24 protein-coding genes and 3 tRNA genes are annotated in these 22,844 nt (G+C 62.9%); 1 reads left to right on the top strand and 26 read right to left on the bottom strand.

Features of this window, described 5'->3' with window-relative positions:
* Positions 1 to 7: 7 nt before the first annotated feature.
* From BHD07_RS08310 to BHD07_RS08190, 25 genes are all read right to left on the bottom strand, one after another.
* Positions 8 to 430: a DUF411 domain-containing protein gene (locus tag BHD07_RS08310; protein WP_018094860.1), complete on the bottom strand. Its 423-nt coding sequence runs from the start codon at positions 428 to 430 to the stop codon at positions 8 to 10.
* 12 nt (positions 431 to 442) lie between these two features.
* Positions 443 to 1,363 carry a WD40/YVTN/BNR-like repeat-containing protein gene (locus BHD07_RS08305; RefSeq protein ID WP_338278975.1) on the bottom strand — a complete coding sequence of 307 codons (921 nt, stop codon included), beginning with the start codon at positions 1,361 to 1,363 and terminating at the stop codon, positions 443 to 445.
* A gap of 218 nt (positions 1,364 to 1,581) precedes the next feature.
* Positions 1,582 to 1,956, bottom strand: coding sequence for a hypothetical protein (locus BHD07_RS08300; RefSeq protein WP_338278973.1), 375 nt, complete (start codon positions 1,954 to 1,956; stop codon positions 1,582 to 1,584).
* A gap of 26 nt (positions 1,957 to 1,982) precedes the next feature.
* A complete protein-coding gene (locus BHD07_RS08295) occupies positions 1,983 to 2,252 on the bottom strand; it encodes a DUF1467 family protein (RefSeq protein ID WP_018094857.1) in 270 nt (89 codons plus the stop codon).
* Between the two features lie 82 nt (positions 2,253 to 2,334).
* Positions 2,335 to 2,739 (bottom strand): methylmalonyl-CoA epimerase, encoded by a 405-nt coding sequence (gene mce / locus BHD07_RS08290; RefSeq protein WP_018094856.1) that lies wholly within the window; start codon positions 2,737 to 2,739, stop codon positions 2,335 to 2,337.
* Positions 2,740 to 2,792: 53 nt separating this feature from the next.
* The gene (locus BHD07_RS08285; RefSeq protein WP_100672275.1) at positions 2,793 to 4,460 is read right to left on the bottom strand and encodes a ribonuclease J; all 1,668 of its coding nucleotides are present in this window, start codon (positions 4,458 to 4,460) and stop codon (positions 2,793 to 2,795) included.
* 26 nt (positions 4,461 to 4,486) lie between these two features.
* Positions 4,487 to 5,254, bottom strand: coding sequence for a biotin--[acetyl-CoA-carboxylase] ligase (locus tag BHD07_RS08280; protein ID WP_100672200.1), 768 nt, complete (start codon positions 5,252 to 5,254; stop codon positions 4,487 to 4,489).
* Positions 5,251 to 6,693: an NADH-quinone oxidoreductase subunit NuoN gene (gene nuoN, locus BHD07_RS08275; RefSeq protein WP_003531859.1), complete on the bottom strand. Its 1,443-nt coding sequence runs from the start codon at positions 6,691 to 6,693 to the stop codon at positions 5,251 to 5,253. The genes BHD07_RS08280 and nuoN overlap by 4 nt, the downstream gene beginning before the upstream one ends.
* 19 nt (positions 6,694 to 6,712) lie before the next feature.
* On the bottom strand, positions 6,713 to 8,224 hold the full coding sequence (locus BHD07_RS08270; RefSeq protein WP_018094853.1) for an NADH-quinone oxidoreductase subunit M: 1,512 nt from the start codon (positions 8,222 to 8,224) through the stop codon (positions 6,713 to 6,715).
* Positions 8,224 to 10,218 (bottom strand): NADH-quinone oxidoreductase subunit L, encoded by a 1,995-nt coding sequence (gene nuoL / locus BHD07_RS08265; RefSeq protein WP_100672199.1) that lies wholly within the window; start codon positions 10,216 to 10,218, stop codon positions 8,224 to 8,226. Before nuoL ends, BHD07_RS08270 begins: the two co-directional genes overlap by 1 nt.
* A 7-nt stretch (positions 10,219 to 10,225) precedes the next feature.
* Positions 10,226 to 10,534, bottom strand: coding sequence for an NADH-quinone oxidoreductase subunit NuoK (gene nuoK, locus BHD07_RS08260; protein ID WP_003531854.1), 309 nt, complete (start codon positions 10,532 to 10,534; stop codon positions 10,226 to 10,228).
* Positions 10,535 to 10,563: 29 nt separating this feature from the next.
* The gene (locus BHD07_RS08255; RefSeq protein ID WP_100672198.1) at positions 10,564 to 11,178 is read right to left on the bottom strand and encodes an NADH-quinone oxidoreductase subunit J; all 615 of its coding nucleotides are present in this window, start codon (positions 11,176 to 11,178) and stop codon (positions 10,564 to 10,566) included.
* Between the two features lie 151 nt (positions 11,179 to 11,329).
* Positions 11,330 to 11,821: an NADH-quinone oxidoreductase subunit NuoI gene (gene nuoI, locus BHD07_RS08250; RefSeq protein ID WP_100672197.1), complete on the bottom strand. Its 492-nt coding sequence runs from the start codon at positions 11,819 to 11,821 to the stop codon at positions 11,330 to 11,332.
* 64 nt (positions 11,822 to 11,885) lie between these two features.
* Positions 11,886 to 12,929, bottom strand: a complete 1,044-nt coding sequence (gene nuoH, locus BHD07_RS08245) for an NADH-quinone oxidoreductase subunit NuoH (RefSeq protein WP_018094850.1) — start codon at positions 12,927 to 12,929, stop codon at positions 11,886 to 11,888.
* Between the two features lie 20 nt (positions 12,930 to 12,949).
* The gene (nuoG, locus tag BHD07_RS08240; RefSeq protein ID WP_100672196.1) at positions 12,950 to 15,031 is read right to left on the bottom strand and encodes an NADH-quinone oxidoreductase subunit NuoG; all 2,082 of its coding nucleotides are present in this window, start codon (positions 15,029 to 15,031) and stop codon (positions 12,950 to 12,952) included.
* A gap of 201 nt (positions 15,032 to 15,232) precedes the next feature.
* A complete protein-coding gene (locus BHD07_RS08235) occupies positions 15,233 to 15,874 on the bottom strand; it encodes an NADH:ubiquinone oxidoreductase (protein WP_100672195.1) in 642 nt (213 codons plus the stop codon).
* 6 nt (positions 15,875 to 15,880) lie between these two features.
* Positions 15,881 to 17,185 carry an NADH-quinone oxidoreductase subunit NuoF gene (gene nuoF, locus BHD07_RS08230; RefSeq protein WP_018094847.1) on the bottom strand — a complete coding sequence of 435 codons (1,305 nt, stop codon included), beginning with the start codon at positions 17,183 to 17,185 and terminating at the stop codon, positions 15,881 to 15,883.
* Between the two features lie 14 nt (positions 17,186 to 17,199).
* Positions 17,200 to 18,024, bottom strand: a complete 825-nt coding sequence (gene nuoE / locus BHD07_RS08225; protein WP_100672194.1) for an NADH-quinone oxidoreductase subunit NuoE — start codon at positions 18,022 to 18,024, stop codon at positions 17,200 to 17,202.
* A 16-nt stretch (positions 18,025 to 18,040) separates the two neighbouring features.
* Positions 18,041 to 18,295 carry a hypothetical protein gene (locus BHD07_RS08220; protein ID WP_338278964.1) on the bottom strand — a complete coding sequence of 85 codons (255 nt, stop codon included), beginning with the start codon at positions 18,293 to 18,295 and terminating at the stop codon, positions 18,041 to 18,043.
* Complete coding sequence (locus BHD07_RS08215; protein ID WP_018094844.1) at positions 18,295 to 19,485, bottom strand: NADH-quinone oxidoreductase subunit D; 1,191 nt, start codon at positions 19,483 to 19,485, stop codon at positions 18,295 to 18,297. The genes BHD07_RS08220 and BHD07_RS08215 overlap by 1 nt, the downstream gene beginning before the upstream one ends.
* A 56-nt stretch (positions 19,486 to 19,541) precedes the next feature.
* Entirely contained in the window at positions 19,542 to 20,147 is a 606-nt protein-coding gene (locus tag BHD07_RS08210; protein WP_100672193.1) for an NADH-quinone oxidoreductase subunit C, read from the bottom strand.
* Between the two features lie 17 nt (positions 20,148 to 20,164).
* Entirely contained in the window at positions 20,165 to 20,743 is a 579-nt protein-coding gene (locus BHD07_RS08205; protein ID WP_003531828.1) for a NuoB/complex I 20 kDa subunit family protein, read from the bottom strand.
* Complete coding sequence (locus BHD07_RS08200) at positions 20,734 to 21,099, bottom strand: NADH-quinone oxidoreductase subunit A (RefSeq protein ID WP_018094842.1); 366 nt, start codon at positions 21,097 to 21,099, stop codon at positions 20,734 to 20,736. Before BHD07_RS08200 ends, BHD07_RS08205 begins: the two co-directional genes overlap by 10 nt.
* 301 nt (positions 21,100 to 21,400) lie before the next feature.
* Positions 21,401 to 21,477 (bottom strand) — tRNA-Asp (locus BHD07_RS08195).
* A gap of 67 nt (positions 21,478 to 21,544) precedes the next feature.
* Positions 21,545 to 21,621: transfer RNA gene (locus tag BHD07_RS08190), tRNA-Asp, on the bottom strand.
* 442 nt (positions 21,622 to 22,063) lie between these two features.
* Between BHD07_RS08190 and BHD07_RS08185 the strand changes: the two genes are divergently transcribed.
* Positions 22,064 to 22,139: transfer RNA gene (locus BHD07_RS08185), tRNA-Val, on the top strand.
* Between the two features lie 233 nt (positions 22,140 to 22,372).
* Here the strand turns inward: BHD07_RS08185 and BHD07_RS08180 are convergent.
* On the bottom strand, positions 22,373 to 22,771 hold the full coding sequence (locus BHD07_RS08180; protein WP_100672192.1) for a (R)-mandelonitrile lyase: 399 nt from the start codon (positions 22,769 to 22,771) through the stop codon (positions 22,373 to 22,375).
* Positions 22,772 to 22,844 lie beyond the last annotated feature (73 nt).

Genomic DNA, 22,844 nt, shown 5'->3' with positions numbered 1-22,844 from the left:
CCGCTGCTCACTCATCGGAATAGACCGCCGGGCCGTCGGGACCGAAAGAAAAGATGCGCAACGACCCCGTCTTTTTGGAAGCCATACCCGGCGCATTCGCCGGCATGCCCGGCAGCGTGATACCCGTGACGGCGGGGCGTTCATGGAGCAAACGCCGGATGATATCGGCCGGTATCAGACCGCTCAGGGTATAGCCGTCGATTTCCGCCAGGTGGCAACCCATGCCACGCTCAGGCACCCCCGCCGCCACCGAACGGTTGACGAAGTCGCGGTCATCGATCACGTGAACCTCGAAGTTCTCGGAGCGCAGGTAATCGACGTAGGCGTCGCAGCAGCCGCAATCCGGATCGCGCCAGACCGTCATCGGTTTTTCGGCAAGGGCCGGGGTCGCCAAGGCGAGAAAAACGGCCAGGGAAAGTTTATTTCGCAAGAGAGTTCTCCTTCAGAGCTTCGTCCAGTTTCTGCCGCCATCGCGGCTGACTACGACCGCATCTTTCGTGACGGCGGCAAGCTGTTCGGGGTTTTGTGGATGCGATGCCAGGGCGAGCGCATTCAGCTCCGAGCTGCGGGACCAGTTCACGCCCGCATCTGCGGAAGTCCAAAGACCGGAAGGCATCGCGGCGAACAGCCTCTCGGAGTCCGCGAGGCAGGAGACGAGCGCGCGGACCGCCTCCCCCTTGGGCAAGGGTGCTTCCGGTTTTTGCGGGCTGCCGGCAATCAGAGCGTCCATCGCGTCGCCCGCTACGATCGCCTGCCAGCGGCAGAAGCAGTCGGGCACCCGGATCAAGCCGGCCTCGGTTGCGGCATAGATCCAGATGCCCCCCATGCCCGAGGCGGTATTCACCGAGGCGAGCCCGACGATCTCGCGTTCCCCCTCCCCGATCCAGGGCCGGTCCATTGCGAGGCTCCAGACCGCCCCGTTGTCGGTGCTGTGCCAGAGCCCGTCACCTGCAACGGCGGCGTAGAGCGTGTCGGGCGCTGCGGCGGATGCGGCCAATGCAGTTACGGGCGCCCCCGGCAGTCCCTTTCCCGGGAATTGCCAGCTGCTGCCGCCATCCGAAGAACGTGCGATGCCGCCCCCCGCCAGACCGGCGACGATCTCGCCCGGCCGCGCGGGGAGGCTGGCGAGCGCCGTCACGAAACCGGGTGACTTCAGGACCTGCCAGCCGATAACGGGAGCGAACCGTCGGATCTCTCCTTCGATCGCAGTTACGAGCGCATCGCCATCGAAAGCGATCGCGCGCGGGACAGAGGTCGCTGCCCCGATCCTGTATGGCAACAGGACGAAGCCGGCGCCGGTGGCAAGCAAGCCGACAACACTTCGCCGGGATAGGCCGGCGCATGCGGCCGTGGAAAAGATCATTGTCTTCCTCATAAACGATTTCGATTGCAGCTATCGTCCTGCCTGAAGGCCGGCATCGGAACGACGTGGCTGAGATGGCGCATGTCTGGCCTGGCCGCGTGCCCGGGCCGCCAGCGCCTATCAAAGCGACGGGGGACGGCTGAAATCTTGCTTCGGCGACGGTCGCCGTGGCACGGAAACTGACCGTTCCACGCGCCTCTCAGGCATTGCGCGTCAGATCAGGCGAAATGTTTTGGGGGAAGAGGGTCCGGCGGTCCGATACGGCCAGGCCGATCTTCAGCCGCAGCGGGGCCGAAGGCTTTCGACGGGACGATCGGTCGGTATCCGGGATAATCGACGGGCAGGCCCGACCCGAGGGAGGCGCAGTCGACGTTGCAGGCGAAGCCGTCAGCGTCGGCAGGCTCATCGTCGCAATCCGGGCAGCCTGCCATATGCGAGCCGGCATCGGCTGCCATGGCGATCATCATCGCCGTGCTACCTGCCGCCTGCGCAACGGTACTCGCGGCAAAGGCGGCGAGCCAAAGGCACAGGAGGAGGCGGGCAAAATACAGCATGCCCTTTATTAGCCGGCGGGCGAGTGGCTGTCGATTCACGAAACCGTGTCGCTGCGTTCCCGGCGTCAGTAGAATTCCGGCGCGAAGCGTGGGATTGCATCGATGTCGTAGCCGAGCTTCACCGAAACAATGTACCAGCCGAGATGGATGACGGCGGCAATGACCGTGGTCAGCAGTACGACCCTGAGGGCGCGGAAACGGGCTGGAGCACTCTCGACGGAGCCGGGGACGACGTCATTCTCTTCGGCTTGCGTACGCACACCGAGCGGCAGCACGACGAAAAGCGTGATCCACCAGATAATGAAGTAGATTGCAAAGGTAGAGAAGAGAGGCATCAAAAATCTCTGCGGTGGAGCGTTCGGCCGCGTTATAACCCCGCACGGCTCAACCGGCAAACCTCTTCCCCGCGCCCGACTGTCACACCTCTTCGAGCTCGATCAAGGTGCCCTGAAAGTCCTTGGGGTGTAGAAACAGGACAGGCTTGCCGTGCGCGCCGATTTTCGGGTTGCCGTCGCCGAGGACACGCGCTCCCGCCTGCCTCAGCCGGTCGCGCGCGGCGATGATGTCTTCCACCTCGTAGCAGATATGGTGCATGCCGCCGGCCGGGTTTTTCTCGAGGAAGGCGGAGATCGGCGATGTGTCGCCGAGCGGCTCGAGCAATTCGACCTTGGTATTGGGCAGCGTCACGAAAACGACGGTCACGCCGTGTTCAGGCAGGGCCTGCGGCTCAGAGACCGGCGCCCCCAGCGTGGCGCGATAGCTTTCGATGGCGACTGCAAGGTCGGGCACGGCGATTGCCACGTGATTCACTTTTCCCAACATCCGATGCTTCTCTCCCTGCCCTGCAGTTCACGATTTCGGAGGGTGCCGCCGGATCAGACCTTGGTGATGAACACCGTGACGACCGGCTTCTTGCCCCAGACCTGGTTCGTAGTGCTGCGCACGGCGCGGCGAACGGCTTCCTGCAGCATCGCGAGGTCCTTCCGCTTTGCCCGGGGAATGCTCTCTACGGCGCCGAGCACCGCATCATAGAGCGTGTCCTCCATCGCCTCGCCTTCGTCGTCGTATTCCGGAAGGCCGATCGGCACGACGTCCGGGTCGCCCAGAAAGTCGTAACGGCTGTCGAGGACGACACTGACGGAGACGTGACCGGCAAAGGAAAGCTTCCGGCGTTCGCCGATCCCCATCTCCTCGAAATCGCCGATGAGGGTGCCGTCCTTGTAGATGCGGCCGTGCGGCGCCTCGTCAATGACTTCCGCGGGTCCGGGCGCAAGCCGCAGCATTTCGCCATTGCGCAGCCGCGGCACGCTCGGGATACCCGATTGCAGTCCAAGCTCCGCATGCGCCGTCAGATGCGCCGCCTCGCCATGCACCGGCACGAGGATCTGCGGCTTCACCCACTGGTACATCTGCTGGAGCTCGGTGCGCCGCGGGTGGCCGGAAACATGCACCAGCGCCTCGCTGTCCGTGACGATGTGGATGCCTTGCTCGATAAGCCCGTTCTTGATGTCGTTGATCGCCTTTTCGTTGCCGGGGATGGTGCGCGACGAAAAGACGATCGTGTCGCCGGCCGAAAAAGCCACGTTGCGCATCTCGTCGCGAGCGATCTTGGCAAGGGCGGCGCGCGGCTCGCCCTGGCTGCCCGTCAAAATGACCACGACCTTGTCGCGCGGGACATAGCCGAACTCGTCCTCTGCGAGGAACGGCTTCACGCCTTCCATGAGCCCGACATCGCGCGCAACGTCGACGACGCGCTTCATCGAACTGCCGAGTAGAAGCACCTCCCGCCCGGCAGCCTCCGCCGCTTCGGCAACAGAGCGGATGCGCCCGACATTGGAGGAGAAGGTGGTGATCCCGACCCGGCCCTCGGCATCGGCAATGATCTTGGCGAGACTTTCGGAGACTTGCTGTTCGGACGGCGACACCCCTTCGCGCAGGGCATTGGTCGAATCGCAGACGAGAGCGAGGACGCCTTCCTCACCGATCTGGCGAAACCGCGACTCGTCGGTCAGCGGTCCGAGCGAAGGCTCGAGGTCGATCTTCCAGTCGCCCGTGTGCACGACCGTGCCGAGTTGCGTGCGAATGACGAGCGCCATCGGCTCGGGGATCGAATGATTGACCCCCACGGCTTCGACGCTGAAAGGTCCGACATTGATGCGGTCGCCCTGCTTGAAGATCGTGATCGGGATCTCGTTGCGGGATTTTTCGAATGCGCGCTTGGCCTCCAGCATGCCCGCGGTGAAAGGCGAGGCGTAGACGGGAACGTTCAGGCCGGGCCACAGATCGTTCAGGGCCCCGTAATGGTCCTCATGGGCATGCGTGATGATGATCGCCTTCAGATTGCGGCGCTGTTCGGCCAGAAAGGCGATATCGGGCAGAACCAGATCTACGCCGGGCAATTCCGGGCCGGGGAAGGTCACTCCGCAATCGACCATGATCCATTGGCGGTGACTTGGCCTTCCATAACCGTAAAGGCCGAGATTCATGCCTATTTCGCCGACGCCGCCGAGCGGCAAGAACACCAGTTCTTCATCCTGCGCCATGTCGTGATGCGCCTTTGCTTTTTCAATCATCCAAAAAATACGTCGCCCGCCGCAATGGTTTGCGGCGGGCCGGAACCCGTGTCGAGTAGAAGCCGGCCGTCCCGATCGATACCTGCAAAGCGGCCGGAAAGCGAGCGGTCCGGGAGGTTGACCGTGATCGCCTCGCCGATCCCCTTGGCCGCGGCGCGCCACTGATCGATGATTGCGGCGACGCCCGCGCCTCGGTCCCATACGGCGAGCGTTTCGGCCATGGTTACGAAAAGATGCGCGAACAGCTCCTCGGGAGAGGTCGTCGCGCCCTCCCGCCGAAGCGATGTGACGGGGTAAAGCGCGTCTTCAGGCATGACGGCGACGTTGATGCCGCAGCCAATCACCAGGGCCCGCCGCCCGTCGGCCAGAACCTCGCCTTCGAGAAGAATGCCGCAGGTTTTCCGCCCGTCGATAAGAATGTCGTTCGGCCATTTGATCGCGGCCTCGGCCCCGCCCGGTGGCATCACCCGGCGGATCGCCCGATGGACCGCGACCGCTGCGGCGAGGGGCACCGCATGCAGCCTGTCCGGCGGCGCCGGATCGATGAGCAGCAGGGATGCGTAGAGGTTCCCCGGCTCCGAGAACCAGGCGCGGCCACGCCTGCCCCTGCCTCCGGTCTGGCGCACCGCGGTGATCCAGAGATTGCCGGGATCACCCTCGCGCGCCCGCAGAAGGCACTCGTTGTTGGTCGAGACCGTTTCGGCGAGCGCGACGTGCCGGAAATCTTCAGGCGAACTCCGGCCGCCGCTTCGTCCGCCGGTCAAAAGAATGTCCGCGCCGCGGCTTCGGCAGCGGTTCCGAGCGGACCGCCGATGAGCACGTAGCCGAGCACGAAGAGGCCGGACAGACCGAACACCAGCCTAAGCTCGCCCGCCGTTCGGGCAAACTCGCCCCTCGGCTCCTCGAACCACATCACCTTGATGACCCGCAGATAGTAGTAGGCGCCGACGACGGAAGCGAGCACGCCGATGATTGCCAGGCCATAGAGCTGCGCCTCGATCGCCGCAACGAAGACGAAGTACTTGGCGAAGAAACCTGCCAGCGGAGGGATGCCGGCGAGCGAGAACATGAGGATCGTCAGCACCGTCGCCATGAACGGGTTGGTCTGCGAAAGACCGGCAAGATCGTCGATACCTTCGACATGCTCGCCTTCCCGCCGGCGCATGGCGAGGATGCAGGCGAAAGTGCCCAGCGTCATGACCATGTAGATCAGCATGTAGAGGATCACGCCGCGTACGCCGGCCATCGAGCCGGCCGCCAGACCGACGAGCGCATAGCCCATGTGGCCGATCGAGGAATAGGCCATCAGCCGCTTGATGTTGCGCTGGCCGATCGCAGCGAAGGAGCCGAGCAGCATCGATGCGATCGAGATGAAGACGACGATCTGCTGCCAATCGGCGACCACCGGCTCGAAGGCGTTGATGACGATACGCACGAGGATCGAAATGGCCGCGACCTTCGGTCCGGCGGCGAAGAATGCCGTCACCGGCGTCGGGGCGCCTTCGTAGACGTCCGGCGTCCACATATGGAAGGGGACGGCGGAGATCTTGAAGGCGAGGCCCGCAAGAATGAACACCAGCCCGAAGACGAGGCCCAGCGACCGGCCCTCGGCCGTGAGCGCCGCCGCGATCTCGTCGAAGCCGGTATGCCCGGTGAAGCCGTAGACGAGCGACATGCCGTAAAGCATCATGCCCGAAGACAGCGCGCCGAGAACGAAGTACTTCAGGCCCGCTTCCGTCGATCGGACGCTGTCGCGGTTGATTGCCGCCACGACGTAAAGAGCGAGTGACTGCAGCTCCAACGACAGGTAGAGCGAGATGAGATCGTTGGCCGAAATCATCAGCAGCATGCCGAGGGTGGCCAGAACCAGAAGCACGGGGAACTCGAACCGGTCGATCTGAGCCGAACGCGCGTGGCCGACGGTCATCACCATCACGGTGATCGAGCCGATCAGGGCGAGCACCTTCATGAATTTGGCAAAGGGATCCGACAGGAAGGCGCCGCCATAGGCCTCCCCCTCGCCCGTCTTCAGGACGAGCCACAGCCCGGCGATGATGAGCACAGCGACCGCAAGTCCGGTCACGGTCGGTGTGGCTCTTTCGCCCGAAAAGACGCCGATCATCAGGAGTGCCATCGCGCCGACCGCAAGGATCAGCTCGGGCATCGAAAGTTGCAGGCTGGCGATAAGGGTTTCAGCAGTCATGTCACATCACGTCCCTTGATCATTGCACCGAAAGCGCAACGTCTTGCGCTGCCTGCAGGGCGGCGGCGTAGTTGTTGACGAGCAAGTCCACGGAGGCCGCGGTCGCGTCGAAGACCGGTGCCGGATAGACACCGAAGAAAATGGTCAGGATCACCAGCGGATAGAGAATGAGTTTCTCGCGCCCCGACAGATCGAGCAGCGCCTTCAAGCTTTCCTTTTCCAGCGCACCGAAAATCACCCGGCGGTAGAGCCAGAGCGCGTAAGCCGCCGACAGAATGACGCCGGTCGTCGCGAACAGGGCGACCCAGGTGTTGGCGCGGAAGGCGCCCACCAGCGTCAGCACTTCGCCGACGAAGCCCGACGTTCCCGGAAGGCCCACATTGGCCATGGTGAAGACCATGAAGGCGACGGCATATTTCGGCATGTTGTTGACGAGGCCGCCATAGGCCGCGATCTCGCGCGTATGCAGCCGGTCATAGACGACGCCGACGCAAAGGAAGAGCGCGCCCGAGACGATGCCGTGCGACAGCATCTGGAAAATCGCTCCCTGGACACCCTGAACATTCGCCGCGAAGGTTCCCATCGTGACGTAGCCCATATGCGCCACCGATGAATAGGCGATGAGCTTCTTGATGTCGGTCTGCATCATCGCGACCAGCGAGGTGTAGATGATCGCAATGATCGACAGGGTGAAGACGAACGGCGCGAAGAAGTCCGACGCCAGCGGGAACATCGGCAGGGAGAATCGCAGGAAGCCGTAGCCGCCGAGCTTCAGGAGGATGCCGGCCAGGATGACCGAGCCTGCCGTCGGCGCCTGCACGTGCGCATCGGGAAGCCAGGTGTGCACCGGCCACATGGGCATCTTCACCGCGAAGGAAGCGAAGAAGGCAAGCCAGAGCCATGTCTGCATTTCGCGCGGGAACTGATAGGCGAGCAACTGCGTGATGTCGGTGGTGCCCGCCTGCCAATACATCGCCATCATGGCAAGCAGCATCAGAACGGAACCGAGCAGCGTATAGAGGAAGAACTTGTAGCTTGCGTAGACGCGCTCCTTGCCGCCCCACACGCCGATGATGATGAACATCGGGATGAGCCCCGCCTCGAAGAAGACGTAGAAAAGGATGATGTCGAGAGACACGAAGACGCCAAGCATCAGCGTTTCCAGGATCAGAAACGCGATCATGTATTCCTTCAGGCGCTTCTCGATCGTCACCCAGCTTGCCAGCACGCAGAACGGCATCAGGAACGCCGTCAGCGGGACGAAGAGTATGGAAATGCCGTCGACGCCCAGATGATAGGAAATGCCGGTGCCGAGCCACTCCCGCTTCTCGACCATCTGGAAGCCCGGATTCGACGGGTCGAACTGGTACCAGATGTAGAGCGACACGAGGAAGGTGAAGACCGTCGTCAGCAGCGAGACGTTCAGGATGTTGCGGCGGCCGTAGGCGCTGTCTTCCCTTGTGAGCAGGAGAAGCAGAACGCCGACGAGCGGCATGAAGGTGACCGCGGAAAGTACGGGCCAATCGGTCATCAGAAGGAACTCCCGAGCATCATCCAGGTAACGAGCGCTGCAATACCGATCAGCATGGCGAACGCGTAGTGGTAGAGGTATCCGGTCTGCAGGCGGACCACCCGGTCGGTCACGTCGAGAACGCGCGCAGCGATCCCGTTCGGGCCGTACCCGTCGATCACCCGGCCGTCACCCTCCTTCCAGAGGAAGGTGCCCAGGCGCTTGGCGCTACGGACGAACAGGAAATCGTAGAGTTCGTCGAAATACCACTTGTTGAGCAGGAACTGGTAAAGCCCGCGATGCTGCTCGGCGAGATATTTCGGCGTCTCCGGCGAACGGATGTACATGTACCAGGCCGTGAAGAGACCGAGCGCCATGGCCGCGAACGGGCTCCATTTCACCCATAGAGGAACGTGGTGGTACTCCTCGAGAAGCTCGTTTTCGGCGGACGTGAACAGAGCGCCCTGCCAGAACTCGGCGTAGTGGTGACCGAAGAAGTAATCGTGGAACAGGAAGCCCGCAACGAGGGCGCCGGCGGCCAGGATGTAGAGCGGCACCAGCATGACCTGCGGCGACTCGTGGACGTGATGCATGACGTCGGAGGAAGCGCGTGGCTTGCCGTGGAACGTCATGAAGGTCAGGCGCCAGGAATAGAAGCTGGTGAAGAGCGCTGCGATGACCAGCAGCACGAAGGCCAGACCGGAAACGACGCTATGCGACGCGAAGGTGGATTCGATGATCGCGTCCTTCGAGAAGAAGCCCGCCGTGCCGATGACCGTACCGGGAATGCCGACGCCGGTGAGCGCGATCGTACCGATGAACATCATCCAGTAGGTGACCGGAATATGCGTGCGCAGTCCGCCCATGTAACGCATGTCCTGCTCGCCGTCGACGGCGTGGATGACCGAGCCCGCGCCCAGGAACAGGAGCGCCTTGAAGAAGGCGTGCGTGAAGAGGTGGAAGATCGCCGCGCCATAGGCGCCGACGCCGAGCGCGACGAACATGTAGCCGAGCTGCGAGCAGGTCGAATAGGCGATGACGCGCTTGATGTCGTTCTGGACGAGACCGACGGTCGCCGCAAAGAATGCGGTGATCGCGCCGATCAGGGTGACGACCGTCAGGGCGTCCGGCGACAGCTCGAAGAGCGGCGACATGCGGGCGACGAGGAAGACCCCCGCGGTCACCATGGTTGCGGCATGGATAAGGGCCGAAACCGGGGTCGGGCCTTCCATGGCGTCCGGCAGCCAGGTGTGCAGCAGGAACTGCGCCGACTTGCCCATCGCGCCCATGAAGAGCAGCAGGCAGGTGGCCGTCAGGGCATGCCCCTTGTCGAGCTGCATTCCGAAGAGATTGATGACCGCGTCCCCTGCCGCAGCACCCTCGGCCGGCAAATAGTTCTGGGCGGCGGCGAAGATGGTCTCGAAATTGATCGAGCCGAAGAGGACGAAGACGCAGAAGATGCCGAGCGAGAAGCCGAAGTCGCCGACGCGGTTGACGATGAAGGCCTTCATCGCCGCCGCATTGGCGGACGGCTTCTTATACCAGAAGCCGATCAGCAGGTATGATGCGAGACCCACGCCTTCCCAGCCGAAGAACATCTGCAGCAGATTGTCCGACGTGATGAGCATCAGCATCGCGAAGGTGAAGAGCGACAGATAGGCGAAGAAACGCGGCCGGTTCGGATCGTGGTGCATGTATCCGATCGAATAGATGTGCACCAGGGTCGAGACGGTGTTGACGACGACGAACATGACGGCCGTCAGCGTGTCGACGCGGAAAGCCCATTCGACATCGAAGCTTCCGGACTGGATCCAGCGCAGCACCGAAACCTTGATCATCTCCTCTTCGCCGAGGGCGACGTGGAAGAAGACGAACCAGGAGAGCGCTGCGGTGACGATCATCAGGCCGCTGGTCACATATTCGGATGCTTTGGCGCCGATCTGCGTGCCGAGAAGGCCGGCGATCAGGAAGCCGATCAGAGGCAGGAAGACGATAGCCTTGACGATGGTATCCATAGCCCTGTCAGCCCTTCATCATGTTGACGTCTTCGACGGCGATCGAGCCGCGGTTGCGGTAGAAGACGACGAGAATTGCAAGTCCGATGGCGGCTTCGGCCGCCGCAACGGTCAGGATGAACAGCGCGAACACCTGGCCGGTGATGTCGTTCAGGAAGGCCGAGAACGCCACCATGTTGATGTTGACGGCCAGCAGGATGAGCTCCACCGACATGAGGATGATGATGACGTTCTTCCTGTTGAGGAAGATGCCGAAGACGCCGAGCGTGAACAGAATGGCGCTGACGGTCAGATAGTGGGAAATTCCGATTTCCATAAGTGTAGTCCCTCGACCTCGCGTCCCGATTAGATGCCCTGCCCCGGCTTGACCGTAACCACCTCGACGGCGGTTTCGGGGGTGCGGGCAACCTGTTGCGGAATGCTCTGACGCTTGATGTTCTGACGGTGACGCAGGGTCAGCACGATGGCGCCGATCATGGCGACGAGCAGCACGAGCCCCGCGATCTGGAAGAAGTAGACGTAATGGGTATAGAGGACATCGCCGAGCGCGGCGGTGTTGGTGCGGTCGCTCGGCGCCGGTATCGGCATTGCGATGCCCTTGGCGATTTCAGGTGAGAAAGCGGAGCCGCCGACAACAACGATCAGTTCGGCGGCAAGGATCAGCCCGATCAGCGCGCCGATCGGCGCATATTCGAGCACGCCGGCGCGAAGCTCGGCAAAGTCGATATCGAGCATCATGACCACGAAGAGGAAGAGAACCGCGACGGCCCCGACATAGACCACCAGCAGGATCATCGCCAGGAACTCGGCACCGGTCAGCAGGAAGAGCCCGGCCGCATTGAAGAAGGTCAGGATCAGGAACAGAACCGAATAGACCGGATTCCTGGCCGCGATGACCATGAATGCCGACGCCACGGCGATGAAGGCAAAAAGATAGAAAAAAAGAGCCTGCAGACCCATGATCGGTGCCTTTTTCGTCTTGCTGGCGTGAAGGCACGCAGGCCCGCACTCCATGAGGCAAAGCCGGACCACCTGTCCGGCCGATGCCCAAACCCGTTTTGCATGCACCGTCTTCGATCAAGCGGCGCGATGCTGCGTTGCGCGAATGGCCTCAGCGGTAGGGCGAGTCCATCGCAATGTTGCGCGCGATTTCCCGCTCCCACCGGTCACCGTTGGCGAGCAGCTTCTCCTTGTCGTAGTAGAGCTCTTCGCGCGTCTCGGTGGAGAACTCGAAGTTCGGCCCCTCGACGATCGCATCGACAGGGCAGGCTTCCTGGCAGAAGCCGCAATAGATGCACTTCACCATGTCGATGTCGTAACGCACCGTGCGGCGCGTGCCGTCGTTGCGCCGCGGCCCGGCCTCGATGGTGATGGCCTGCGCAGGACAGATCGCCTCGCACAGCTTGCAGGCGATGCACCGCTCTTCGCCGTTGGGATAACGGCGCAGCGCGTGCTCGCCGCGGAAGCGCGGGCTGATGGGCCCCTTCTCGAAGGGATAGTTCAAGGTCGCCTTCGGACGGAAGAAATAGCGCATCGACAGAAGGAATGCGCCGACGAATTCCTTGAGGAACAGCGAGCTGACGGCGTTCGAAAGACCGGCCATCATTAACCTCCAAACTTGCCGGTTGCGGAGAGACCGGCGGTATGCAGCGAAGCGTGAGCGGCCATCATGCCCAGCCCGTCAGCTTCAGAACGAATGCGACGATGACGACCATCGCCAGCGAAAGCGGCAGGAAGACCTTCCAGCCGAGGCGCATCAGCTGGTCGTAGCGATAGCGCGGGACGAAGGCTTTCACCATGGCGAACATGAAGAACACCAGCGACGCCTTCAGCACGAACCAGATGATGCCCGGGACCCAGTTCAGGAGCCAGATGTCGACCGGAGGCAGCCAGCCGCCGAGGAACAGAATCGTCGTCAGCGCGCACATCAGGCAGATCGCCGCGTACTCGCCGAGCATGAACATCATGTACGGGGTCGAGCCGTATTCGACCATGAAGCCGGCGACGAGTTCCGATTCGGCTTCCGGAAGGTCGAAGGGCGGACGGTTCGTCTCGGCGAGCGCCGAGATGAAGAAGATGATGAACATCGGGAAGAGCGACAGCCAGTGCCAGTCGAGGAACGAGGCAGGCAGGCCAAGCATGGTGCCGACGCCGTCGTTCTGCGCGTTTACGATGTCCGTCAGGTTGAGCGAGCCGACGCAGAGCAGCACGGTGACGATGACGAAGCCGATCGAGACCTCGTAGGACACCATCTGCGCCGCGGAGCGCAATGCGCCGAGGAAGGGATATTTCGAGTTCGACGCCCAACCGCCCATGATGATGCCATAAACCTCGAGAGAAGATATGGCGAAGACGAAGAGGATGCCGACATTGATGTTCGCGATCACCCAGTTCGCATTGAGCGGAATGACCGCCCAGGCGGCGAGCGCCAGCGTCACGGAAACGAGCGGGGCGAGCAGAAAGATCGTCTTGTTGGCGCCGGCCGGAATGACCGGCTCCTTGAAGACGAATTTCAAAAGGTCGGCGAAGGACTGGAACAGCCCCCATGGGCCGACGACGTTAGGGCCGCGGCGAAGCTGCACGGCCGCCCAGATCTTGCGGTCGGCGAGCAGGATATAGGCGATGAAAAGCAGCAGCGCGACCAGAAGCAGGAGCGACTGGCCGATCATGATGGCCGTGGGCCAGACATAGGTCGAAAAGAAAGCGTCCATGATGCTCTATTCCCTCGCGCTCATTCCGCGGCAGCTTTGAAATTGTTGCGCGCCAGGGCCGAGCATTCGGCCATGACGGCGGATGCGCGCGCTATCGGGTTCGTCAAATAGAAGTCTTTGACCGGAGACGCAAACACGGATTTCGCCATCGCACCGGCTTTTTGTGCAAGTGCGGCAATTTCGTCGCTGCCGCCGGCGGCGATCTCGTCGACTGCGGCGAAATGCGGATAGGCCGCATAGAGCTTCGCGCGCAATTCGCCGAGCGAGTCGAAAGGCAGCTTCCTGCCGAGCACGTCGGAAAGCGCGCGGATGATCGCCCAGTCCTCGCGGGCTTCACCCGGTGCGAAAGCGGCGCGGTTGCCCATCTGGACGCGCCCTTCGGTATTGACCCAGGTGCCGGATTTTTCCGTGTAGGTCGCGCCGGGAAGAATGACATCCGCCGCATGCGCGCCGTTGTCGCCGTGCGAGCCGATGTAAACGGTGAAGCCGGCTTTCCTGGCCGAAAGATCGATTTCGTCGGCCCCCAGCAGGAAAAGGACATCCATGGCGTCGACCATTTCGCCCGCCGACTTGCCGCCCTGACCAGGCACGAAGCCGAGATCGAGACCGCCGACGCGGGCGGCCGCGCTGTGAAGCACGGCAAAGCCGTTCCACTCGGCGTTCACCGCACCAACGGCAGCGGCGAGCTTCGCCGCATTGGCGAGAACGGCCGCACCGCCCTCCCCTGCCAAGGCGCCCTGGCCGACGATGATCAGCGGACGCGCGGCCTTTTCCAGCGTTGCGAAGAACGTCCCCTTGCCGGAAACGAGTTCGGCGAGCGTGTCGGTACCCGCACCCAGATATTCGTATTCGTAACGCAGCTCACCCGCCTCGCCGATCACACCGATCGGGAAGTTGGCCATGCGGTAGCGCTTGCGGATGCGGGCATTGAGGACCGACGCCTCGAAGCGCGGATTCGAGCCGATGATGAGCAGTGCATCGGCGCTTTCGATGCCCTGGATCGTCGGGTTGAAGATGTAGCTCGAACGGCCGAACGACGGATCGAGCGCTGCGCCGTCCTGCCGGCAGTCGAGGTTCGCCGAGCCGAGCGAGGAGACGAGCTCCTTCAGCGCGTACATTTCCTCGACCGAAGCGAGATCGCCGGCGATCGCGCCGATCCTGTCGCCCGACGTGCCGGCAACGGCGGTCTTGATCGCCTGGAAGGCTTCGCCCCAGCTTGCCGGCTGCAGGCGTCCATCCTTCTTGACATAGGGGCGGTCCAGGCGCTGCGTCTTCAGCCCGTCCCAGATGAAGCGCGTCTTGTCGGAGATCCACTCTTCGTTGATCTCCTCGTTGACGCGCGGCATGATCCGCATGACTTCGCGGCCGCGCGTATCGACGCGGATGGCGGAGCCGACCGCGTCCATGACATCGATCGATTCGGTCTTGCCGAGCTCCCACGGGCGCGCGGTGAAGGAGAAGGGCTTGGACGTCAGCGCGCCGACCGGGCACAGGTCGACGACGTTGCCCTGCAGTTCCGAGGTCATCGCCTGTTCGAGATAAGTGGTGATCTCGGCATCCTCGCCGCGGCCGATCAGGCCGAGTTCGGCGATGCCGGCGACTTCCGTCGTGAACCGGACGCAGCGCGTGCAGTGGATGCAGCGGTTCATCACCGTCTTGACGAGCGGACCGATATACTTGTCCTCGACCGCGCGCTTGTTTTCCTGATAGCGCGAGCTGTCGATGCCGAAGGCCATCGCCTGGTCCTGCAGGTCGCACTCGCCGCCCTGGTCGCAGATCGGGCAGTCGAGCGGGTGATTGATGAGCAGGAACTCCATGACGCCTTCGCGCGCCTTCTTGACCATCGGCGTGGTCGTAAAGACTTCCGGCACCTCGCCGTTCGGACCGGGACGAAGGTCGCGCACGCCCATGGCGCAGGAGGCCGCCGGCTTGGGGGGGCCGCCCTTGACCTCGATCAGACACATGCGGCAGTTGCCGGCAACCGAAAGCCGCTCATGGAAACAGAAGCGCGGAACCTCGGCGCCGGCCTCCTCGCATGCCTGAAGCAGCGTGAAATGATCCGGGACCTCGATCTCTTTTCCGTCGACTTTCAGCTTTGCCATCTTCGTACTCAATCCTGTCTTCAGTCCGTCTGCTCTTCTACAGCGCCGCGCGTCTTGATCTGGCGCGCAAGGGCCGCTGCAGCACTTTGGTTTTGCTGCGCGTTTCCTTTAATCGGCTACGATTAAAGGAAACATGCAGTAGGCAACGGACAATTCCTTCACGGTCTCGCCGCTTGCCGTGACCACCGCACGGTCGTCACGTTATTTCTCTCGCGCTCCCGTGAGCGCCTTTGCCTGCCCGATCCAATCGTCGCGGACGCCGCGGCCGGCAAGGCCGAGTTCGCTATCCAGTCGCTCCATGTCGGCCCTGCTCAGGGCGGCGATGTCGGCGAAGCGGAATATGCCCCTGCCGTTCAGCACCTGCTCGAGCTTGGGGCCTATGCCGGAGATTTGCTTCAGATCGTCGTTTGCGAGGCCTGCCGCCGGTGCCGCAGCCCGCTTGACGGGTCTGCGCGGTTTGCGCGTCTCGTCCGCGGAGACCGGAGCTTTCCGCAACGCTGCCTTTTGCGGCCTTGCGATCGGAGCAGGCTTGGAGATCTCCGCCTGATCGGGCGCGGCGACGCTCTTCTTGAGCGTGCTGGCCGCCCCCTGCATCGCGCCGAACATCATGCCGGCGATGTGACTGGACAGACCAAAGCCAAGAGCCGTCGCTGCCGCGACGGCCGCCGCCGGATGCGCCATCAACGGATGCAATCCGACGCTCGGCAAGCCGGCGTTCGACAGGTTCTTCATCCATTCGCCCATGCCGAACGGATCGGCCGGGTCGGCGCCCTGAGGCCATGCGAATGAACCGGCCGCGCTCGCGGCTGTCCTCTCCTGTCCGTCCTTGCGTGCCCCAGCCATGGTTTCTTACTCCGCCGCCTCCAACACGGCGCCATGCGAGGTCGCATTGCGCGTGTATTCGTCGATCCGCTTCTCCATTTCCGGACGGAAATGCTTGATAAGGCCCTGGATCGGCCATGCCGCCGCATCGCCGAGCGCGCAGATCGTGTGGCCCTCGACCTGCTTCGTCACGTCGAAGAGCATGTCGATCTCGCGCTTCTGGGCGCGGCCCTGCACCATGCGCTCCATGACGCGCATCATCCAGCCCGTGCCCTCGCGGCAGGGCGTGCACTGGCCGCAGCTCTCGTGCTTGTAGAAGGCCGACAGCCGCCAGATCGCCTTGATGATGTCGGTCGACTTGTCCATGACGATGACGGCAGCCGTGCCTAGGCCCGAGCCGAGCTCGCGCAGGCCGTCATAATCCATGATCGCGTCCTTCATCTGCGCGCCGGGCACGCAGGGAACCGACGAGCCGCCGGGGATGACCGCCAGCAGGTTGTCCCAGCCGCCGCGAATGCCGCCGCAGTGCTTCTCGATCAGCTCGTGGAACGGGATCGACATCGCGTCCTCGACCGTGCACGGGCGATTGACGTGGCCGGAAACCGAATAGAGCTTGGTGCCGTGGTTGTTGGGGCGGCCGAAGCTCGTATACCAGCCGGCGCCGCGGCGCAGGATGGTCGGCGTCACCGCGATCGACTCGACATTGTTGACCGTCGTCGGGCAGCCATAAAGGCCCATATTCGCCGGGAAAGGCGGCTTCAGGCGCGGCTGGCCCTTCTTGCCTTCGAGGCTTTCGAGCAGCGCCGTCTCTTCGCCGCAGATATAGGCGCCGGCACCGTGATGCACGTAAATGTCGATGTCGTAGCCGAGCTTGTTGTTCCGGCCGAGCAGGCCGTATTCGTAGCATTCGTCGATCGCCGCCTGCAGCGCTTCGCGCTCGCGGATGAACTCGCCGCGCACGTAGATATAGGCGGCATGCGCACCCATGGCGAAGCTCGCAATCACGCAGCCTTCGATCAGCGTGTGCGGATCGTGGCGCATGATGTCGCGGTCCTTGCAGGTACCGGGCTCGGACTCGTCGGCATTGACGACGAGGTAATGCGGGCGCCCGTCGCTTTCCTTCGGCATGAAGGACCATTTGAGACCGGTCGGGAAGCCGGCGCCGCCGCGGCCGCGCAGGCCGGAGGCCTTCACCTCGTTGATGATCCAGTCGCGGCCCTTCTCGAGGAACTGCTTCGTGCCGTCCCAATGGCCGCGCGCCATCGCGCCCCTCAGCGACTTGTCCTTGAGGCCGTAGATGTTGGTAAAGATGCGATCTTCATCTCTAAGCATGGGGTATCACCTCTTCACCGCGGCTTCTTCGCGGGCTTCGACTTATCGACCGTTTCACCTTCGATCTTGACGTTCTTCGCCGCCGCCTTCCTGGCGGTGGCCGGCGTCTTCAAGGTCGGATTGGTAACGTCCGTCGCGGTCGAAGGCTTTGCCGCATTCGACGGAGGCACGCTCACCGCCTGTTCGTCCTTCGACTTGCGGACCGATTTCTTCTTCTCTTCGACCGGCTCGGGCCCCTGCAGCGTCGTCAGGCCGCCGATCGGCGCGGAATAGATGCGGTCGATCTGCGGGCCCGGCACGACTTCCGCCCCCTTCCCGGCCTCGAAGCGGTCGATGATCTCCTCGAGCCGCTCCGGCGTCAGATCCTCGAACGTGTCCTTGAAGATCATGACCATCGGCGCGTTGACGCAGGCGCCCTGACATTCGACCTCTTCCCAGGAAAGGGTGCCGCCCTCGTTGAGGGTGAACGGTTCACTGGCGATCTTCTTCTTGCAGATCCTGATCAGGTCTTCGGCGCCGCGCAGCATGCAGGGCGTGGTGCCGCAGACCTGGACGTGGGCACGCGTTCCGACCGGCTGCAGCTGGAATTGCGTATAGAAGGTGGCGACTTCGAGAACACGGATATAGGCCATGCCGAGCATGTCGGCGACCGACTCGATCGCCGCCCTCGTCACCCAGCCATCCTGCTCCTGAGCACGCATCAGCAGGGGGATGACCGCCGACTGCTCGCGGCCCTCGGGATATTTCTTGATCGTTGCCTCGGCCCAGGCAGCGTTTTCCTTGCTGAACGCGAAGGCCGCTGGCTGGACTGTGTCTTCGGCTAGTCGACGAACGGACATTCTAGTGGACACCTTATCAGTTAATCGAACCGCACCGCGATTTCGTCAGCGAGACAAATTCGAAGGCATAGGCTGACTGGTCTTTCTGCAAAAACACGATGTAGCGCGCGCCGTTGTTGACGGCTGCCTTGATCTCGTAACCCCTCGAAAGGAGTGCCGGCATGGTGCCGCCCCTGAGCGCTGCGGATGACTCGCTGCCGACGTCCTCCTGGGCCGAGGCCCCGGAGGCGAGCGCAAGAAGTCCGACGGCGACGAGCGGCACCAGACGCATCAGCGATCCACCTCGCCGAAAACGATATCGAGGGAGCCCAGCACGGCCGAAACGTCGGCAAGCTGGTGTCCGCGACAGAGGAAGTCCATCGCCTGAAGATGCGCGTAACCCGGAGCGCGGATCTTGCAGCGATACGGCTTGTTCGTGCCGTCGGAGACCAGATAGACGCCGAACTCGCCCTTGGGCGCCTCGACCGCGGCGTAGACCTCCCCGGCCGGCACGTGATAGCCCTCGGTATAGAGCTTGAAGTGATGGATCAGCGCCTCCATCGACCGCTTCATCTCGCCGCGCTTCGGCGGCACGATCTTGCCGTCGAGCGAGGAGACCGGACCGATCTTGGCATCGCCGAGCAGACGGTCGACGCACTGGCGCATGATACGCGCCGACTGGCGCATCTCGATCATGCGGATGAGATAGCGGTCGAAGCAGTCGCCGTTCTTGCCGATCGGAATGTCGAACTCCAAATCGGAATAGCATTCATAGGGCTGCGAACGGCGCAGGTCCCAGGCCGCCCCCGAGCCGCGCACCATCACGCCCGAGAAACCCCAGGCCCAGGCGTCCTCGAGGCTGACGACGCCGATATCGACGTTGCGCTGCTTGAAGATGCGGTTGCCGGTCAGAAGCTCGTCGATATCGTCGACGGTCTTCAGGAACGGGTCGATCCAGTTGCCGATATCTTCGACCAGCTGGTGCGGCAGGTCCTGATGCACGCCGCCCGGACGGAAATAGGCCGCGTGCATGCGCGCGCCGCAGGCCCGCTCGTAAAAGACCATCAGCTTCTCGCGCTCCTCGAAGCCCCAGAGCGGCGGCGTGAGCGCGCCGACGTCCATGGCTTGAGTCGTCACGTTGAGGAGATGCGACAGGATCCGGCCGATCTCCGAATAGAGAACGCGGATCAGCTGGCCGCGGACCGGCACCTGCGTACCGGTCAATCTTTCGACCGCAAGCGCGAAGGCGTGCTCCTGGTTCATCGGCGCGACATAGTCGAGCCGGTCGAAATAGGGTATCGCCTGCAGATATGTCTTGGCCTCGATCAGCTTTTCCGTGCCGCGATGCAGGAGGCCGATATGCGGATCGACGCGCTCGACGATTTCGCCGTCAAGCTCCAGCACCAGACGCAGAACGCCGTGCGCCGCCGGATGCTGCGGGCCGAAGTTGATGTTGAAGTTGCGGACGTTATGTTCGGTCATACCGATTGCTCCAGGCCGGATGGCGTCCTTCGCGGATCGCCGCGGGCCGACTTAATTCAGCGTGGTCTCGCCTTTTCGTCGCCGGGCAGCACGTATTCCGTGCCTTCCCAGGGCGAAAGAAAGTCGAAATTGCGGAATTCCTGCTTCAGCTCGACGGGTTCGTAGACGACGCGCTTGGCCTCGTTGTCGTAACGCACCTCGACGAAACCGGTCAGCGGGAAGTCCTTGCGCAGCGGATAGCCTTCGAAGCCGTAGTCCGTCAGAATGCGCCTCAGATCCGGGTGACCGGTGAAGAGGATGCCGTACATGTCGTAGGCTTCGCGCTCGAACCAGTCGGCGCCGGGATAGACCGACGTTGCCGAGGGGACGGGCTCGTCCTCGCCGGTCGCAACCTTCACGCGGACGCGCTGGTTCTGGCGCGGCGAGAGAAGATGATAGACGACATCGAAGCGGTCCGGGCGCTGCGGATAATCGACCCCGCAGACATCGATGAAGCTGACGAAACCACACTGGACGTCGTCGCGCAGGAAAGTCAGGAGCGCGACGAGGTTCTCGGCTTTCGCCGTCAGCGTCAGTTCGCCGTATTTGACCTCCGCATCGGCGATCAGCGCGCCACGCGCCTCGCGAAGATAGGAGGCAAGCTCGTTCAGGGCTTCACTCATCTTAAGTTCCCCTGCCCTTAGCGCTCGATCGTGCCGGTCCGGCGGATCTTCTTCTGCAGCAGAAGCACGCCGTAAAGCAGCGCTTCTGCCGTGGGAGGACAGCCTGGCACATAGATGTCGACGGGCACGACGCGGTCGCAGCCGCGCACAACCGAATAGGAATAGTGATAGTAGCCGCCGCCATTGGCGCAGGATCCCATCGAGATCACGTAACGCGGCTCGGGCATCTGGTCATAGACCTTGCGCAAGGCCGGCGCCATCTTGTTGGTCAGCGTGCCGGCGACGATCATGACGTCGGACTGACGCGGCGAGGCGCGCGGCGCAAAACCGAAGCGTTCGGCATCGTAACGCGGCATCGACATCTGCATCATTTCGACCGCGCAGCAGGCGAGACCGAAAGTCATCCACATCAGCGAACCGGTGCGGGCCCAGTTGATCAGCTCGTCGGTCGAGGTGACGAGAAAGCCCTTGTCGGCGAGCTCGTTGTTGATCTCGCCGAAGAACGCGTCATTGCTGCCGATCGGCTTGCCGGTCGCGGGATCGAGGATACCCTTGGGCTGCGGCGCAACGAGCGTGGTGCCGGATGCTAATTCCATTCCAGCGCTCCCTTCTTCCATTCATAGATAAAGCCGACCGTCAGGACCAGAAGGAAGACCATCATCGACCAGAAGCCGAACCAGCCCAACTCCTTGAACGAAACCGCCCAGGGGAAGAGGAAGGCGACCTCGAGATCGAAGATGATGAAAAGGATCGACACGAGATAGAAGCGGACGTCGAACTTCATGCGGGCATCGTCGAACGCATTGAAGCCGCACTCGTAAGCCGACAGTTTTTCCGAATCAGGCGCCTTGAAGGCGACGGCGAAAGGAGCGACCAGAAGTGCGAGGCCGATCACCAGCGCGATCCCAATGAAAATCGCGATCGGTACGTAGGAACCGAGAAGTTCTGTCATTTTATCCGTCCCTGCCTGCGGAGGGCGCCATGAAAGCGCTTCAACGAAGAATGCCGCAGGCCGAAAAGCATGTTGCAACGCCAGAGTGGTTAGCGCAGCCGGCGCCCGGGCGCAAGCCTCGAAGGGGCATTTAAACCGGTTCGCAGCACATAGCGGGGATGCGCCCACCGCAGGATGCGCGGCAAGGCGCGCAATCGCGGGAAGCCGGGCCTCCCGGCGCCAGGAATTCCGCGGCGAGACACTTTGCCGCAATGCAAAAAAGGAAGCACAGATAAGGGGGAACGGCCACTTGAGAAGAGAATGGCGCGAGTGACGGGGCTCGAACCCGCGACCTCCGGCGTGACAGGCCGGCACTCTAACCGACTGAGCTACACCCGCGCATTATGGCCATCGCTGACCATTATCTCATCATCGGCACTTTTTGAATGCCGCATTCCTTCAAGAGTGGCGCGAGTGACGGGGCTCGAACCCGCGACCTCCGGCGTGACAGGCCGGCACTCTAACCGACTGAGCTACACCCGCATCTCTTGACCTTCCAGACGCGCTCGCGCGCCCCTGCCCGAAGCGGCCTTGCCGTTCGATGAGCGGCTAACTAAGCGGTTCGCTTTGGGGTGTCAAGCGCGATTGAAAACAAATCGGTGACGGAACGTTTTTTGGTCCACAGCATGGCTTCAGGCAAGGATTTTGCCGTCTGCGAAAGCGCGCACCAAAGGGTGAGCACGCCCTCACCCCCTCGGGGGCTCGCCCTTCCTTTATATGCGGGCGCAGCGGAGCGACCAAAAATGCGCCGCCTGCCTCGCCAGCCGCCTCCCTTCGCCGCCCAATTTGTCCACAGACTTCCTGACGGGCGGCCCGGTTCGCGATAAAAAATTCGAAAAAATCGCTCGAACGCTCTTGCGGTTTTCGCCGGTTACGCATAGATCACGCCCACCGACGCGGCGGACACTTGTCCGGCAACGCGATAGGGCGATTAGCTCAGTTGGTAGAGCGCCTCGTTTACACCGAGGATGTCGGGAGTTCGAGTCTCTCATCGCCCACCATTTCTTCCATATGACAGGCAGGTTTTGCGCAGGTGTCTCTTGCGAGTCGCCTCCGACCGTCCTTCCTGTGCCTGTCACAAGAATCCCCAGCCCAACTCCCTGGGCTGAAAAACTCTTCCGCGCCAAGGCGCGGCGCTTCCGGATTGCTGTAACGACCACAGGCATGAGGAGCCGACAGGGCCGTCAGTCATCAATGCAGCACTGAACGCTCCAGTCATTCGGAGCCGCGCACCCTACCCGCCCCGATACTGCTCATCCGTCACATGCTCGAGCCAGTCCACCGCCTTGCCGTCGAGCGCCTCCTGAATTGCGATATGCGTCATTCCCGTTTCCGGCGCGGCGCCATGCCAGTGCTTTTCTCCCGGCGGGAACCAGACGACGTCGCCGGCGCGGATCTCGCGCGGCTCCCCGCCCCAGCTCTGGGCGAGGCCGCGGCCTGCGGTGACGATCAGGGTCTGGCCGAGCGGGTGCGTGTGCCAGGCGGTGCGCGCGCCGGGCTCGAAAGTCACGGTCGCGCCGCGTACCCGTGCGGGTGACGGCGCCTCGAAGGCCGGGTCCACGCGAACGGAGCCGGTGAAATATTCGGCCGGGCCATGCGCCGAGGGTCTCGATCCGCATTCGAAGATATCCATTGGAGCCTCCTTTGAGGGACTTCGCCGGGCCAGCCGACGGGCGATGCAGGGGCAAGGCGCATGCAGCTTACCT

The sequence above is a fragment of the Sinorhizobium sp. KGO-5 genome, from assembly GCF_036245905.1.
In the GTDB taxonomy this organism is placed as follows: Bacteria; Pseudomonadota; Alphaproteobacteria; order Rhizobiales; family Rhizobiaceae; genus Sinorhizobium; species Sinorhizobium meliloti_A.
This window is presented reverse-complemented; position numbering and strand designations above follow the sequence as displayed.